Annotated in this window: 15 protein-coding genes and 1 tRNA gene; 3 read left to right on the forward strand and 13 right to left on the reverse strand. The window is 50.9% G+C overall.

Features of this window, described 5'->3' with window-relative positions; genetic code table 11:
• The first annotated feature begins 87 nt into the window (after nt 1-87).
• On the forward strand, nt 88-1,425 hold the full coding sequence (fadL, locus tag PMPD1_RS15475) for a long-chain fatty acid transporter FadL (RefSeq protein ID WP_173634894.1): 1,338 nt from the start codon (nt 88-90) through the stop codon (nt 1,423-1,425).
• Nucleotides 1,426-1,495: 70 nt separating this feature from the next.
• Here the strand turns inward: fadL and mlaA are convergent, their stop codons facing one another.
• The 10 genes from mlaA to ccmA are packed head-to-tail and all read right to left on the reverse strand — an operon-like array spanning nt 1,496 to nt 9,263.
• Complete coding sequence (mlaA, locus tag PMPD1_RS15480; RefSeq protein WP_173634895.1) at nt 1,496-2,257, reverse strand: phospholipid-binding lipoprotein MlaA; 762 nt, start codon at nt 2,255-2,257, stop codon at nt 1,496-1,498.
• 35 nt (nt 2,258-2,292) lie between these two features.
• Nucleotides 2,293-3,507 (reverse strand): c-type cytochrome biogenesis protein CcmI, encoded by a 1,215-nt coding sequence (gene ccmI, locus PMPD1_RS15485; RefSeq protein WP_173636246.1) that lies wholly within the window; start codon nt 3,505-3,507, stop codon nt 2,293-2,295.
• The gene (locus PMPD1_RS15490) at nt 3,507-3,968 is read right to left on the reverse strand and encodes a cytochrome c-type biogenesis protein (protein ID WP_173634896.1); all 462 of its coding nucleotides are present in this window, start codon (nt 3,966-3,968) and stop codon (nt 3,507-3,509) included. The genes ccmI and PMPD1_RS15490 overlap by 1 nt, the downstream gene beginning before the upstream one ends.
• Nucleotides 3,965-4,522, reverse strand: a complete 558-nt coding sequence (locus PMPD1_RS15495) for a DsbE family thiol:disulfide interchange protein (RefSeq protein ID WP_173636247.1) — start codon at nt 4,520-4,522, stop codon at nt 3,965-3,967. Before PMPD1_RS15495 ends, PMPD1_RS15490 begins: the two co-directional genes overlap by 4 nt.
• Nucleotides 4,522-6,474, reverse strand: a complete 1,953-nt coding sequence (locus PMPD1_RS15500; RefSeq protein ID WP_173634897.1) for a heme lyase CcmF/NrfE family subunit — start codon at nt 6,472-6,474, stop codon at nt 4,522-4,524. Before PMPD1_RS15500 ends, PMPD1_RS15495 begins: the two co-directional genes overlap by 1 nt.
• Nucleotides 6,471-6,959: a cytochrome c maturation protein CcmE gene (gene ccmE, locus PMPD1_RS15505; RefSeq protein WP_173634898.1), complete on the reverse strand. Its 489-nt coding sequence runs from the start codon at nt 6,957-6,959 to the stop codon at nt 6,471-6,473. The genes PMPD1_RS15500 and ccmE overlap by 4 nt, the downstream gene beginning before the upstream one ends.
• Nucleotides 6,956-7,189 (reverse strand): heme exporter protein CcmD, encoded by a 234-nt coding sequence (ccmD, locus tag PMPD1_RS15510; protein ID WP_173634899.1) that lies wholly within the window; start codon nt 7,187-7,189, stop codon nt 6,956-6,958. The genes ccmE and ccmD overlap by 4 nt, the downstream gene beginning before the upstream one ends.
• Nucleotides 7,186-7,929 carry a heme ABC transporter permease gene (locus PMPD1_RS15515; RefSeq protein WP_173634900.1) on the reverse strand — a complete coding sequence of 248 codons (744 nt, stop codon included), beginning with the start codon at nt 7,927-7,929 and terminating at the stop codon, nt 7,186-7,188. The genes ccmD and PMPD1_RS15515 overlap by 4 nt, the downstream gene beginning before the upstream one ends.
• 57 nt (nt 7,930-7,986) lie before the next feature.
• On the reverse strand, nt 7,987-8,646 hold the full coding sequence (ccmB, locus tag PMPD1_RS15520) for a heme exporter protein CcmB (protein WP_173634901.1): 660 nt from the start codon (nt 8,644-8,646) through the stop codon (nt 7,987-7,989).
• Nucleotides 8,646-9,263 carry a cytochrome c biogenesis heme-transporting ATPase CcmA gene (gene ccmA, locus PMPD1_RS15525; protein ID WP_173636248.1) on the reverse strand — a complete coding sequence of 206 codons (618 nt, stop codon included), beginning with the start codon at nt 9,261-9,263 and terminating at the stop codon, nt 8,646-8,648. Before ccmA ends, ccmB begins: the two co-directional genes overlap by 1 nt.
• Before the next feature lie 269 nt (nt 9,264-9,532).
• Between ccmA and PMPD1_RS15530 the strand changes: the two genes are divergently transcribed.
• Nucleotides 9,533-9,607: transfer RNA gene (locus PMPD1_RS15530), tRNA-Arg, on the forward strand.
• A gap of 160 nt (nt 9,608-9,767) precedes the next feature.
• Nucleotides 9,768-10,925 carry a tyrosine-type recombinase/integrase gene (locus PMPD1_RS15535; protein ID WP_173634902.1) on the forward strand — a complete coding sequence of 386 codons (1,158 nt, stop codon included), beginning with the start codon at nt 9,768-9,770 and terminating at the stop codon, nt 10,923-10,925.
• 17 nt (nt 10,926-10,942) lie between these two features.
• Here PMPD1_RS15535 and PMPD1_RS15540 read toward each other — a convergent pair whose 3' ends face one another.
• The 3 genes from PMPD1_RS15540 to PMPD1_RS15550 all read right to left on the reverse strand — a co-directional run bounded on the left by PMPD1_RS15540 (nt 10,943) and on the right by PMPD1_RS15550 (nt 15,050).
• Nucleotides 10,943-11,233: a hypothetical protein gene (locus PMPD1_RS15540; protein WP_173634903.1), complete on the reverse strand. Its 291-nt coding sequence runs from the start codon at nt 11,231-11,233 to the stop codon at nt 10,943-10,945.
• A gap of 135 nt (nt 11,234-11,368) precedes the next feature.
• Nucleotides 11,369-12,460: an acyltransferase family protein gene (locus tag PMPD1_RS15545; protein WP_173634904.1), complete on the reverse strand. Its 1,092-nt coding sequence runs from the start codon at nt 12,458-12,460 to the stop codon at nt 11,369-11,371.
• Between the two features lie 163 nt (nt 12,461-12,623).
• Nucleotides 12,624-15,050: an exo-alpha-sialidase gene (locus PMPD1_RS15550; RefSeq protein ID WP_173634905.1), complete on the reverse strand. Its 2,427-nt coding sequence runs from the start codon at nt 15,048-15,050 to the stop codon at nt 12,624-12,626.
• Nucleotides 15,051-15,092: the final 42 nt, after the last annotated feature.

The raw sequence follows: 15,092 nt of genomic DNA on the forward strand, positions 1-15,092 counted from the left end.
GTCTGTTGTACTTCAGTCCCTACAATCCGCGATCCTTTGTTACGTTATGTAACGAGTTAATAAAAATCAGATAATGAGGTTGTGGTCATGAACCATAAAAACCTGTTTACAAAGTCAGCTGTGGCGGCTGCGGTGGCAATCATTTCCTCTAACGTATACGCAGCAGGATTTCAGCTTAATGAATTCTCTGCCATTGGGTTAGGTCGGGCTTATTCTGGTGAAGGTGCAATGGGCGATACCGCCGCTTCCGCCAGTCGTAACCCGGCGACCATGGCATTAATGGATCGCCCGATGTTCTCGATCGGCGCCGTCTATATTGATCCGGATGTTTCTCTGGATGGACAAACCGGTTCCGGTAATAGCCTGAAAGCCGATAATATTGCGCCGAACCAATGGGTGCCAAATATCCATTACGTGCAGCCCATTAACGATCAGTGGTGGATTGGCGCCTCGGCGGTCAGCAATTATGGTCTGGCAACCGAATTCAATGATAATTACGCAGGCGGTCCGTTTGCCGGTAAAACCGACCTGATGACCACTAACCTCAATCTGAGCACCGCTTACCGTCTTAACCAACACTTCAGTTTTGGGGTCGGGTTTGATGCGGTTTATGCACGGGCCAAGATTGAGCGTAACTTCGGTGAATTGGGTTCCTTACTGCCTGCCGCTGGCGCGCCAGCGGCACCTGCCGATACGCAAATTGCCCGCCTGAAAGGCAATGAGTGGGGCTACGGCTGGAACGCCGGTATTTTGTATGAAGTGGATGACAATAACCGCTTTGGCTTGACCTACCGCTCTGAAGTGAAGGTCGATTTTGATGGCGCTTATAAGAGCGATATCCCGGTCGCGCTGAACCCGATTGGTAGCCAATTTGGCCTGCCGGTGGGTACCGGCGGCGCGACGGTGCCGGGCTCGCTGTCGCTTCATTTGCCTGAAATGTGGGAGATCTCCGGTTACCACAAAGTGGCGCCGAAATGGGCCATCCATTACAGCATGGCCTACACCAGTTGGAGCCAGTTCCAGCAGTTGAAAGCGACCGGTTCTAATGGCCAAACGCTGTTCTATAAAGATGAAAGCTATAAAGATGCTTACCGCATCGCGCTGGGTACCTCTTATTTCTACGACGACAACTGGACCTTCCGTGCCGGTATCGCCTTTGATGATAGCCCGGTTCCCGCCGACCAACGCTCTATCTCTATTCCGGATCAAGACCGTACCTGGATCAGTGCTGGCGCATCCTACGCCTTCAACGAGGACGCCTCGGTCGACGTGGGCGTCTCTTATATGCACGGCCAGAAAGTCACTATCCGTGAAGGAACCGACCCAGTGGCAACCGCGCGTAACGGTGGTGTGAACACCCCATATACCTTTGATTCAGAAGGTAAAGCTTGGTTGTATGGCGCGAACTTTAACTACAAGTTCTAAACATAACGGCGAGAGTAGTCTCGCCGTTATGCTGTAACCTTTACCATCGGCGGGCAGTGACCCGCCGTTTTTATTCCGCGTCGATCTCGTTAATCTCACCCTGAATCGCTTGCGCGTTGGGGTTTTCCTGCGGTTTAAGCTTGCCGCCATTCGCCAGGAAATCATGCCGCTGGAAATACGCGTTACGCACAAAGGCGTAAGGATCTTTCGAGTTACGCAAAATCGCATCGGAATCCAGCAACTGCGCACGCGTTTCAATGCCTTCCAGCGTCCATTTACCAATCGACATCGGCCACGTCAGCCAGCTTAACACCGGATAGAGTGTATCAGCGTAATCGCCGCCATCTTCACGCAGGGTAAAACTGCCGTAAGCCGGAAGTTCTACATAAGGGCCATAGCCCACGCCCCAGGCACCCAGGGTTCCGCCAAAACGCGGCGGCTCCTCTTTCGTCAGTTTCGGATTCGCCATCCCTGCCACATCGATAAAACCGCCCAATCCGAAAATGGTATTCAGGAAGAAGCGGTTAAAGTGGATCATGCCGCGATAGGGATCGCCGCGCAGGAAGGAGTTCACCATCGCCGCAGGCTCATCAAGGTTACCGAGGAAATTGCTCAGCCCGCTACGCGCCGGAACCGGTACATAATCACGCCATGCCACCGCGACCGGACGCAAAACATAGGGATCCAGTACGTTGTAGTTAAAATCGAACATGGTTCGGTTGAAACCTTCCAGCGGATCGGAACGCCCTTGCGGCTCATCCGTCCCTTTAGAACTGGCGCAGCCGACCAGTAATACGCTTGCCAGTGCCAGCCCCGTCAGGCGGTAGTTCATATTGTTCTCCCTGTACTGGTTGAGTGATTACCGCTTCAGGGCTGCTGCTGGTTTATTTCAACAGCCAGTTGCTGATGACCATCGTAAGGCATAACCGCACTCTCGCCGAACCAATCTCCGGACTGTGGCGTGGCGCGACCATCACGCGAAAGGCGGACCCGTACCTGAACCTGATGCAGGGCCGATAACAGGCGCTGTGGCATCATGGCATTACTGTCATCCAGCGTCAGCGATAACGGAAAGTGACTCAGCGGCAGTTTTTTCACCGCCACCGGAACCGGTGAAACACCGTCGGAAACAGAAATATACATGACTCCGCCTTCCGGTAACATTTTTTCTGCATTGGGCGCAATGTTGACCGTCAATGATAACCGGCTGGTTTGTAACCCGGCATCGGTTTTCGCCTTTTCAATACTGCGTTCAATCACGGCTACCCGCCCATCATCCGCCGGGATTAGGCTAAGCATTTTTTGCCAAACGGCGATGGCTTGCGAGTAGTGTTGTTGTTCAAAAGCATTAAACGCTAGCAGACTCAGCACCGAAACATCTTTGCCGTCCTCTGCCAACATAGCGTTGAGTATCTCGCCGCCCTGGCGGTTATCTTCCGGGTCGTTAGAGCGAGTCAGTACTTCAGCATAGCTAAGTCTGACGTTTTTATTATTCGGCGCCAGTTGCAATGCGTGCTGAAACGCCTGCGTCGCGGTGCTCGCATTATTCATCACCATTCCAATGCGCCCCAGCAGCATCCAATCATTCAGGTTACGCGGGTCGCGCTGTAATTCGCTACGCACACCAAGCCCGAAGCGGGCCAACTCTTCCATACTTAATGGCTTCGCTTGTGGATCCATAACGCGTGCTCGCAGAGCCGGTAAGTCATGCTGCACTTGCTGCCATTCAACAAACTGAACGAAGCCGCCGGTTTTCAGATACAAACCAAAGCTGATAATCATCATCACCAGCACACCGGGTAACAGTATCCAGCCGCTTTGTGTTCTGAAGACACCCGACGATTCGGTTACCGGAATGTCGGTCAGCAGTGATTGTTGTAGTTCACGAACCATCACCGCGCGTTCCCCGACCACGCCCTGCGCTTCATCCTCTTCCAGCTCGCGCAGACGTTGGTAGTAAAAGCGCTTATTTAGCGCATCTCGAGTGTCACTGGCGGATTGGTCAGCGCGCCTTCCGCCCAACAATAACAGTGCGCTGGCGGCAACCAATAAGCCAACAAGGGTGAACCAAAAAGCGTTCATCACGATTTCCCCTTATCGTTGAGTAACGCATCCAGACGCTGGCGCTCTTCATCGTCAAGCGGCTGGTCAGCGGCAATACCAGAGCGGCGGCTACGTAAAACCAAGGTTAACGCTCCCAGTAACACAAACAGTGCCGGACCGGCCCACAGAATTAGCGTTGAGAGCATCAGCGGCGGCTCATAAGTGACAAAATTGCCGTAACGCGCCACCATATACTGCGTGATTTGTTGGTTACTTTGCCCCTGTTTCATGAGTTGCCAGACTTTCTGGCGCATGTCCGCTGCAATCATCGAATTGGAATCGGCAATGCTATTGTTCTGGCACTTCGGGCAACGTAGCGACTCGGTCAGGTGGCGATACTGCTGCTCCTGCTGCGCTGAATCAAACTGGAAGGTATCAATGGCGGCATAAACGCTGACGCTGAATAACATACCGATGAGTATGGCGATCACTCTGCTCATGCGCCCGCCTCCCGGCTGTATTTGATCCATAACGGTTTCACTTCTTGCTGCCAGACGCGGTCGTTCATATCGCCAGCATGGCGATAACGAATAATGCCTTTACCGTCGATCAGAAAAGTTTCCGGCGCCCCATAGACCCCCAAATCCAGGCCCAACATCCCGTCGCCATCGTACAGGCTTAAAGCGTAGGGATTACCTAATGTATTGAGCCAGTTCACCGCCTTGATGCGAGAGTCTTTATAATTTAGCCCCACTACGCGGATCCCTTGCTGCGCCAGGCCATTGAGATATTGATGTTCGGCACGACAGGTTGGGCACCAAGTGGCCCATACGTTCAGCAAAATGGGCTTACCGTCGGTCAAAACCGATTGGTTATAGGTCTGCCCTGGATGGTCGAGCGATTCGAGTTTAAACACCGGCACCGGTTTACCAATCAGCGCCGACTCTAAATTGGTGGGATCATCGCCCTGCGCGTTACGCGTGAGTTGCCACAACAAGGCGGCCGCCAGCAGCAAAAACAGCACCAAGGGAATATAGAGGATTTTCTTACTCATCATGCCTCCCGCCGGGCGTGCTTAGCGGAACGATAACGCGGATCAAGCAGGCAGAAAATACCGCCCAGCGCCATAAACAGGCCACCGAACCATATCCAACGCACGAAAGGTTTGTAGTAGATGCGTACTGCCCAAGAACCATCATCGAGTTGTTCGCCCAGCGCCGCATATAAATCACGGGTTAAACCGCCGTCGATCGCGGCCTCGGTCATCATTGAACGCGCCGCGCTGTAATAGCGTTTTTCCGCCCGCAACGTCGCCTCATAATGTCCGTTACGCGTGACCTCAATCACCCCCGCCCCGCCGCTGTAGTTTGGGCCGTTCACCGGCTGAACATCACGGAAAATGAAGCGATAATGATGAATATCGACACTGTCTCCGGCCTGCATTCGCACATCGCGTTCCACGCTATAACTTTGGCTAAAAGCAATGCCGATAACGGTAACCGCCACGCCGAGATGGCCAAGCACCATGCCCCAGTGGCTACGGGATAGATGCGTCAGCCCGCGCCAGAAGCTGTGCCGGTGCGTTGCACGCTCATGTAGCTCCATCAACGTCAGGATGATCACCCACACCGCCATGATTAACCCCACGACCGTCATCGCTTCGATGCGATCCTGTAGCAGCCATGGCAGCAAGATCGCCAGCAGTAACGTCACCGCGCAGGCCAATGCCAACCGTTTCCACAGCTTTTGTGGTTCATCGCGCCGCCAACGAACCAGCGGACCAATCCCCAGCATCAGCGCAAACGGTGCCATCAGCCAGGTAAATAAGGTATTAAAAAACGGTTCGCCGACTGAGATGCTACCCAATCCGAGCTGCTTATGAACCAACGGCAACAGCGTGCCTAACAGCACGACCAGCATGGCAGCAATCAGCAACACGTTGTTGCCAAGCAGAAAAGTCTCGCGTGACCATAACCCATTTTGCACCCGGGCACGCACCTTACTGCCTTTCACCGCATACAGTAGCAATGAGCAACCAATCACTATTACCAGGAACATCAGAATAAACATTCCACGAGCCGGATCGGAGGCAAACGCGTGAACCGAAACCAGCACGCCGGAACGTACCAGGAAAGTACCCAGTAAACTTAATGAAAATGCAGTGATAGCCAACAACACGGTCCACGCCTTAAACGTGCCGCGCTTTTCGGTGACCGCCAGTGAGTGCATCAGCGCGGTGCCTGCCAGCCATGGCATAAAGGAGGCGTTTTCGACCGGGTCCCAAAACCACCAACCGCCCCATCCCAGCTCGTAGTATGCCCAAGCGGAGCCAAGTACGATGCCGATGGTGAGAAATACCCATGCGGCAGTGGTCCACGGACGTGACCAGCGCGCCCAGGCGGTATCAAGCCGCCCGGCCATCAGTGAAGCAATGGCAAATGCGAAAGCAACCGAGAAACCGACATAGCCCATATAGAGCAACGGGGGGTGAAAGATCAGCCCAATATCCTGCAACATCGGGTTAAGATCGCGCCCGTCAATCGGGAAATCCGGCAAAGTCCGCGCGAACGGGTTTGAGGTCAGCGTAATAAACAGCAGAAAGCCGAGGTTAATCATCCCCATCACGGCCAGCACCCGCGCACTGGCGTCTACCGGCATAGCGCGGCTGAGCAGCGCAACCGCCAGCGTCCAGCCGCTCAGCATCAGTACCCAGAGTAATAACGATCCCTCATGCGCGCCCCAGGTTGCCGCCACCCGATACCATACCGGCAGTAATGTATTGGAGTTATCGGCAACATACGCCACGCTAAAATCATTGACGATAAAGGCGTGCACCAGGATCAGGAACGCGCCGGCGATACAGGCAAATAACCCGTAACTTAACGGGCGAGACAAGGCCATTAAGCGGTTATTTTGACGCGCCACGCCCCACAGAGGATAAACACTCAGCAGCAGCGCCAGCGCCAGGCCAAGACACAGTAAGAAGCTGCCAATTTCCGGCATCATGAGGCGCCACCTCCGGCATTTGAATACGCCGCCGGCGGGCTGTTATGATTTTTCTTCATCGCGTCTTTAATTTCCGGCGGGGTATATTTTTCATCATGTTTAGCCAGCACTTCTTTGGCGAGAATTTGGTTACCCGGTTGCAATACGCCCTGCGCTACCACGCCCTGCCCTTCACGAAACAAATCAGGCAGGATACCGTTAAACGACACGCTGACCACGCCATTCGCATCGTAGAGTTTAAAAGAAACTTGTAGCGTTTTGGCATCGCGTTTAACGCTGCCGGGCATCACCATACCGCCCACACGCAGCCGCTGCCCTGGCTCCGGCTTTTCCGCCGACTCGCCTTTGCCGTTAATAATTTCGCCGGGCGTGTAGAACAGATCGATATTTGAACGCAGGGCATACATCACTAATGCCGTCGCGACACCCAGACCTAATAAGATGGCCAGCACCGCGTACAGACGATGTTTTCTACGGGCATTCACAGAATGTCTCCTGCTGTTTTATCGGCATGTTTTTTCCGTTTCGCCGCCTGAATACGGCGCTCACGCGCCAAACGCTGACCAATATCGGCTAATAACCGGCGGCGCTGCCAGACGGTATGCGCCACCAGCCCACACAGCGCCATCACGCTAATGGCGACCGCCAGCCACACATAAAAGGCATAACCGCCCATGGCAAAAAAGGCCTGCCAGGAAGAAAATGCGGGGGTCATGATTTCGGCCCTCCCCGGGTCACCAGCGCCGCCACCCAAGGCCGATGCCGCTCGGTAAGTAAAATTACATTACGCAGGCGCATCAGCGTTAAGCTGATAAACAACAGTAAAAAACCGAGGATCGACCACCGTAGTGGCACGCGCATACTGGGGTCAATCGCCTGCTGTAATATGCCGGAAGAGCCCTGATGCAGGGTATTCCACCATTGTACCGAGTAGTGAATGATCGGCAGGTTAACGATACCTACCAAAATCAGGATCCCGGCAGCGCGTCCCGCCATTCGGCGGTCTTCAAATGCGTGGTACAGCGCGATGGTTCCCATATACAGAAACAGCAACACCAGTTCCGAGGTCAACCGCGCATCCCAGATCCACCAAGTCCCCCACATCGGCTTGCCCCACGCTGAACCGGTTACCAAGGCAATAAAGGTAAACACCGCCCCCACCGGCGCCATCGCGGCAGCGGCCAAGTCAGCCATTTTCATCTGCCAAACCATGCCGATAAACGCGGCAATCGCCATTGACGCATAAATACCCATTGACCAGATTGCCGCAGGTACGTGCAGGTAAATGATGCGGTAGCTATTACCTTGCTGATAATCGGCGGGCGCGAAACCAAAGCCCCACGCCAGCCCCAGCACTAAGGTCGCCAGCGCCAGCAGAGAGAAAACCGGGATCAGTTTTCCGCATAATTGATAAAGCCGCTCCGGCTTCGCGAGGGGATGTAACCATTTCCACATCGGTTAATTACTCACCATTAAATTTTTTAACCTTCGTCAGTTAATCTTCAACACCGGTTAATGCAAACTGACACGTAGCGCGGCGGCGGTGGCAAAAGGCGAAATCACCAAACTCAGTACCAGCATCGCGCCGAGGATCGCCAGATAACCACCGATCGGTAACCCCATCCCGGCAGCATCCATCGCCGCACTGGCAAAGATCAGAACCGGGATCGCCAACGGCAGTAGCAATAAACTCAATAAAATCCCGCCGCGTCGTAGCCCAACCGTCAAGCCAACGCCGATCGCGCCCAATAGACTTAGCGTTGGCGTGCCTAGTAGCAGGGTTAACGCCATCGCACGCCAACTGGCGAAATCCAGCGACAGCAACAGTGCGATAAGCGGTGACAACAATAACAACGGTACGCCGGTGAGTATCCAATGGGCGCCAGTTTTACCTAACACCGTTAACGGCAACGGTGTCGGTAACAGCAACAGTTGTTCCAGTGAACCATCGATGAAATCATCGCGGAACAAACGCTCCAACGCCAACAGCGAAGCCAGCAATGCCGCCACCCACACCACGCCGGGCGCGATACGCGCCAATAGTTGCGGTTCCGGACCGATACCCAGCGGAAACAGTGTGATGACGATTAGAAAAAACCAGAGTGGATTAACCACTTCCGCTCCGCTACGCAGCGCAATTTGCAGTTCTCGTTTTAATACGCGCCACAGCATTAACTCAACTCCGTGGCGCCAAGCGTCATTTTACGGACGCCGCGTGAGCAAGCCGGCAGATCTTGATGAGTGGTTAAGATCACGGCGCCACCGTTATCGCGATGATGCAAAAACAGCGCCACTAATTTTTCTACGCCCGATTTATCGATCGCCGTCAGCGGCTCATCGAGTATCCACAGTGTGGCGCGGCTGAGCCATAAACGCGCTAACGCTACGCGGCGCTGCTGCCCGGCAGAAAGCTGTGCTACCGGCATCTCTTCATAGCCCACCAGATCGACTGCTTCCAGTGCGGCATAGCATTCATCCGGGTGGCAATCGGCATGATAAAACGCCAGATTTTCCAGCGGGCTGAGCACCGCCTTCACGCCCGGCTGATGGCCGAGGTACAGCATATCGCGATGCCAGCGCTCACGTTGTTGATGAATGGCCCGTTGATGCCAAAGGACTTCGCCCCGTTCCGCCTGGCTTAGCCCAGCCAGCAAACGCAGTAATGACGTTTTCCCGGCGCCGTTCGCCCCTTCAACCTGCACGATATCGCCGCCGCCGACGGTGATATTCAGATCGCGGAACAGTATGCGCTCATCGCGCATGCAGGTCAGGTTAATGGCTTCCAGCATCGGCATCAAATCACACCCGTTGAATGAGGGCGGAATAGTACCACAACCCGAGCGGGTCCCGCAGCCCGCATACCCATACAGAGGTAGCACTAAGGTGCCATTATTTTGTTCATGATCAATGAAGTAAACGAAAGCGAATAACATAAAGATACGAGAAGGAGGTAAGAGTCAGTTGGTGCGGCGAAGGAAAGGACTAATTGATGACAGAATAAGCAATCAGACGGTAAGTGGTTAATCTGCGTGTAGAAACGCGCTATACTGCCCGCCTCGTCCCCTTAGTTAAATGGATATAACGAGCCCCTCCTAAGGGCTAGTTGTAGGTTCGATTCCTGCAGGGGACGCCAGTTAGCAGTTCGCTATCCTCCGTTTTAGTCCGCAAAATCCCATCTACAGCAAGACATCCATAAAACATCCGTTCGCCATAGTTCGCATTAGTTCGTTGACAGCCGCACCCTTCGGCGGGTAAAAAACGGGTAAATAATTTTACCCACCGGAATTTTACCCATGCTGACCATCAAGCAGATTGACGCGGCAAAGCCGAAAGATAAACCGTACCGTTTGCTTGATAGCAATGGACTCTATCTCTACGTTCCAGCGTCCGGGAAAAAAGTGTGGCAACTGCGATATAAGATGGGCGGCAAAGAGAAAGTGATGACAGTGGGGAAATACCCTCTAATGTCGCTGCAGGAAGCCAGAGATAAGGCCTGGCTGGCAAGGAAGGATGTTGCGGGAGGCGTCGACCCGGTTAAGGCAAAGAAGCTATCGGTTAAAGACAACTCCTTCGGTGCGATTTACCAGGAATGGTATGAGCATAAAAGGCAAGTATGGTCAGAAGGATATGCCGCCGAACTTTCACGGATGTTCCGTGACGACATCCTGCCATTGATTGGCAGCCTGGAAATTTATGACATCGAGCCAATGAAGATACTTGAGGTTATCCGTCACTTCGAAGACAGAGGAGCGATGGAAAGAGCCAATAAAGCCCGGAGGCGTTGTGGTGAGGTTTTTAGATATGCCATTGTAACCGGAAGAGCCAAGTATAATCCGGCTCCTGACCTGGCTGACGCAATGAAGGGATACCGAAAAAAAAACTATCCTTTCCTACCCGCCGACCAGATACCGGCATTCAATCGGGCGCTATCAGGATTCTCAGGAAGTATCGTTTCGAAGATTGCAACAGAGGTTCTGCAGTACACCGCATTGCGCACTAAAGAGCTCAGGTCCATGCAATGGGCGAACGTCGATTTCGAAACCAGGACAATCACAATCGACGCCGAAGTGATGAAGGGGCGTCGTATTCATCTTGTACCCATGTCGGAGCAAGTATTCAATCTCTTAAAAACTCTGGAGCCAGTCACGTCACCAGTTTCCAGTTTTGTTTTTGCGGGACGCAACGACAAAAAGAAGCCCATTAGCGAAAATGCCGTACTGCTCGTAATTCGCCAGATTGGCTACGAAGGACTGGCAAGCGGCCATGGCTTTCGGCACCAGTTCAGCACAATCATGAACGAACACGAATGGCCACATGATGCGATAGAGCGTCAACTTGCTCATGTCGATAGCGGATCAATTCGAGGCATTTACAATCACGCTCAATACCTCGATAAACGCCGGGAAATGATGCAATGGTGGGCTGACTGGATAGATGGTAAGACTCAATAACCGCACGGCCTGATGGCTCAGAACCCGACATGGAAAGTATCATCATTCGGGTCGAGCAACTCGAATTCCTCAAAGTCAGGAAACTCCCTCACCTTTCTCAGCGACATCAGGTATTCCATACCCTGCCTCAGCGAAACAGGGTACTCCATCTCCAGATAAGCGCTGTCATGATAAGTGCGTACAAGCCAGTACCCTCCACCCCACTGCAAAGAACGCTGGAAAAATACCAGCCTTCCCTCCCTCACTCGGTTAGCAGGCAACACCTGCCCGCGATATACCACGTCGAATCCTATGTCTTTCGCACCCATAGCTACCTCAATAGATACTGTATATTAATACAGTAATATCGATCGATGTATGCAATCAAGCGCGTTTTCTTGAGCTTTCAGGAAGGGGTTGAGCGGCAAGGGAATTTAGTTATGGCCCCATTCGGGGCCAGGGGTTTAGTGATGATGTGCCGCACCAGTCTTAATCACTGGAATCTTAATATTTGGCAGGTGCTTGCTCAACTTGAGCATGGGTCTCTCAATAGCAATGTGACACAACCAAGACGCTAACATTAGCAACGCTATTGTCGATGCTGCATATATAATGACCGTGGAATTAGGGGTGGAGTTAGTTACGAATAATTTCTTAACAAAAATGAATGTCGTTCCATGTAATAGATAAATTGGGTATGAAATATCACCCAAAAATTTCAGAATGTAATGGATTGGCTTTATTTCTCTCAAATCACCCATCAAAAAAAACGAAGAGCATAGCATCAATGTTATAGTTGTGAAAAAAACCTTCTCTGTTCCTGTTATTATATTTATCAAATCCCCACCGACATCGCGAGCCACAAAGAGAAACAGCAGCAATAAAGCAAAGCAAGAGCACAAGGCCTTTCTCCTTCCTACGTATGGAAGTAAAATTCGTGCGGATATAATACCAAAAATGAAAAAGTAAACCTGATTCAACGGATTGATATATTGAGACCACTGCCATCCAAATGGTTTATCTGAGTCTAGATGCATCGTTGCACAATATAAAAAAAGAGCAGCAGAAAATAAAGAAAGGATGAGAAGCATATACCTATTCCTTGCCATCAAAATGAAAAATGGGAAAAATAGATAAAAAACAATCTCATTACCGATTGACCACCCACCCATAACAATATAACCAGTTGGGCTAGTGACTCCAAATGTAAGAAATATGTTCTGAAGATATGACCACGGATCGATAGTAAGTATAGAAAATTTGTATGTTAAATAAGTCAGGAGGCATAATGCCACCCAATACACCGGGGCGAGTCTCAGAAACCTTTTCAGCATGAAAAAACCATATGCCGAAAGATCCCACTTACTATTTTTATGAGCAAGATAGAGTGCCATACCACTGATCACATAAAATGCAGAAACTGCATAGATGCCAAATCGACCAAGAATAGTGCCAGAGTCCATCACTCCCCAACGCCCAAAAATGAACGCAACATGATAAAAAACAACGCTTAACGCCATCACGCCGCGCAAATAATCTATCGACTGGATTCGCATTTATTGACTCAAGATAACGAAATTTTTCGGTACATTATCAAAAAGCCTACATAAGGTAAATTTTATTAACCTGTTTTTGAGTGATTTATCAGATAATTTTGATTGACTTAACATGAAAAAGGGAATCCATTCCCTTGTTAATTACATTATAAACAATAACATATCAACCAACACCTGTATCTGGATACCACCCGTATTTTGTACGATGCAGAAGCACTGCTTTACCGGCCAAGCTTTTACTAACTCTTATGCGATTTGCTTGGTCAATAGACGTGTCCTCGGTCAGTGTAATAGGGTTGGCTGCAGCCATAGACACGATAAGCACCCTACTGGCAGTCCCTGTGATAGAGCGAAGCGTTGTTGTAGCAGACATATAAAAAGTTGTAGCGACATCAGAGTTTAGCGTTGTTACGGCAGTTGTTACATCTTGCTCAATGCGAGAGTCACTAAGTCGAACTACATTTCCCAGATAGTTCATGTTTAACGTCTGACGATCACTGTTAATGTAAAGAGAGTACTGAGGAATATCGAAATATTGACACAGTGTGGATTCTGCAGCTATTTGAGCAACCGGCAACCGTCCCCAAGATCGGGAAAAATTAGATTGCTGAGTGAAAGCCCCTATTGAGCGATGCCGAACATTTAAAGACTTATATTGCGAACCTTCTGCGACAACTAAGAATGCCCCACTACCCAGTGAAGAGACTGTACTGTAACTAGTACTAATATTCACATCATCAAACATTGTCGTGCTGAACTTTTCCCACGAAAATCCATTATCCGTCGAAGCCCACATTTTTAGATTGTTTCTATACAGGTTCGAATCGTCGTTACCTGTGGGTGCTGTAACAAGAATTGTATCTCGTGAGTCGCCAGATGCCATGCTTGCATAAAGACACATTCCGGCTTTGCAGTTCGTTGTATCGATAGATGACTGGTAACTCCAATTCACTCCATCATACGACCTGTAAAATTGCTGTCGTCCCTTTGTATTTCCTGAATCGTTAAAATAGTCACGAATCATGGCGAGCAGAGAGCCGTCACCTAATTGAACAATTTGCTGCTCCCCTCCCCCCTGACCTCCTGCCGTACTTCCGAACAATATTAGCTGTCGAGAATACGAAAAACTTCCATCAGACTTAACTTGTACTCTGATACAGCCCTGGTTAAATATTCCGTCAACAAACCACGTATATGGAACGAACAGATCACCATCCCCTGTTACACAAATCGGAGATGGTGGTGTCCATGCCGAGGTGGCATTGTCCGGTTTAACAATCGTAGTGATATTTACAGGCTGGCTCCACGTTGAGCCATAAGTGTCGCTGTAAGTTACCCAATTCTGAAACGTTTTGTCAGGGTCGAAACCTGATGAACCGTGACCAACACCAACTTGCCCGCGCGCGGTTGTATAGAAAACCCAAATGCGTCCACGTTTCTCATCAAATGCAATTGAGGGCTCAGAAGCTTGTTGCTCTCCGTCATTTGAGATGACAGTAGGTGATGAAAATGTAAGATTATTATTTGTTGTGCGGAATTCAATGCGTGACGTTTGCGTTGCGCTCTGACCAATATCATTATTAGTCCCGACTAAAACGGCATATACAAGAAATGACCGGGCGCTAAAAGAAGATTTAATAAGGCTTGGCAGGCGATAAAACTCACCGGAATTAGCCGTTATAACAGACGAGCCTGTTGTATAAATGGGCCCACCGGTCAACTTTGAAACGTCAACCGGCAAACTACGCTGTAAACTACTCTGCGCTCTAGGTATCAGTTTTACCGTCCCGGACCCGACGATATTCACGTCGCCGTCAGAGTAATACGTAGCATCAAGATCTGACTCAACGCGATACGTGCCCGCTGGCACAATGCAGCCACCGGCAGCAATGAACGCGTCAGTAGAGTCGAGTACGCCGGTCTTGTCCGCGCCGAAGTCAGTAACAGACAAAGAGTCAGACCACTTATCAGATAACGGTCTGTTAATGGCCTCGGGCACCGGTCGATTATGTATATAACTGGCACCGGCATCTGAGGCCAGCAACAACAGAACATCGGCAGCAGAGCCAGACTCCGGCAGCAGCATGATCGGGTCGCCGTTCTCATCCATGCCGAGTATTTTATTTTTCCGCGCCTCTATAGAGGGAAGTTCTTTTACAAATCCTTCGGGCACGCGTAGCGAACGCTGAAAAAGGTTTGCCTCACCTGAAAAAGGGTAAGTAGAGTGAAAGTGAATCGGGTCATAACCAATATGAACCGGATCAGCGGCTTCTACCTGCCAGCAGTCACCATCAATTGAAAAAACCAGCGTTCCGTTTACCGCATCACGCGCACCGTCAAAATCTGGCGATCGTCTCCACGAGGCAGGCATGGCTTCCCAGATGCCATTATCTATAGGGTTGGTTTGGTTGGTCAGTAAAACACGCATCCCTTTAGATGTAGTGACAGTCCTTGTCCCGGTAAAAGTCGATGACGTAATGGTCTGCTCTCCGAACATAATTACGTTATAATCGGCTGAAATCTGCACAGGCGCTTTTACGGCCACGCTTGTTGTTATCCCATACAGGCGATCTGTTGCTGTTGAAGGCATTTAATTTTCTCCGGGCGTGACAACTCTCCACAGATGATTATC

The sequence above is a fragment of the Paramixta manurensis genome, assembly GCF_013285385.1.
GTDB lineage: Bacteria > Pseudomonadota > Gammaproteobacteria > Enterobacterales > Enterobacteriaceae > Paramixta > Paramixta manurensis.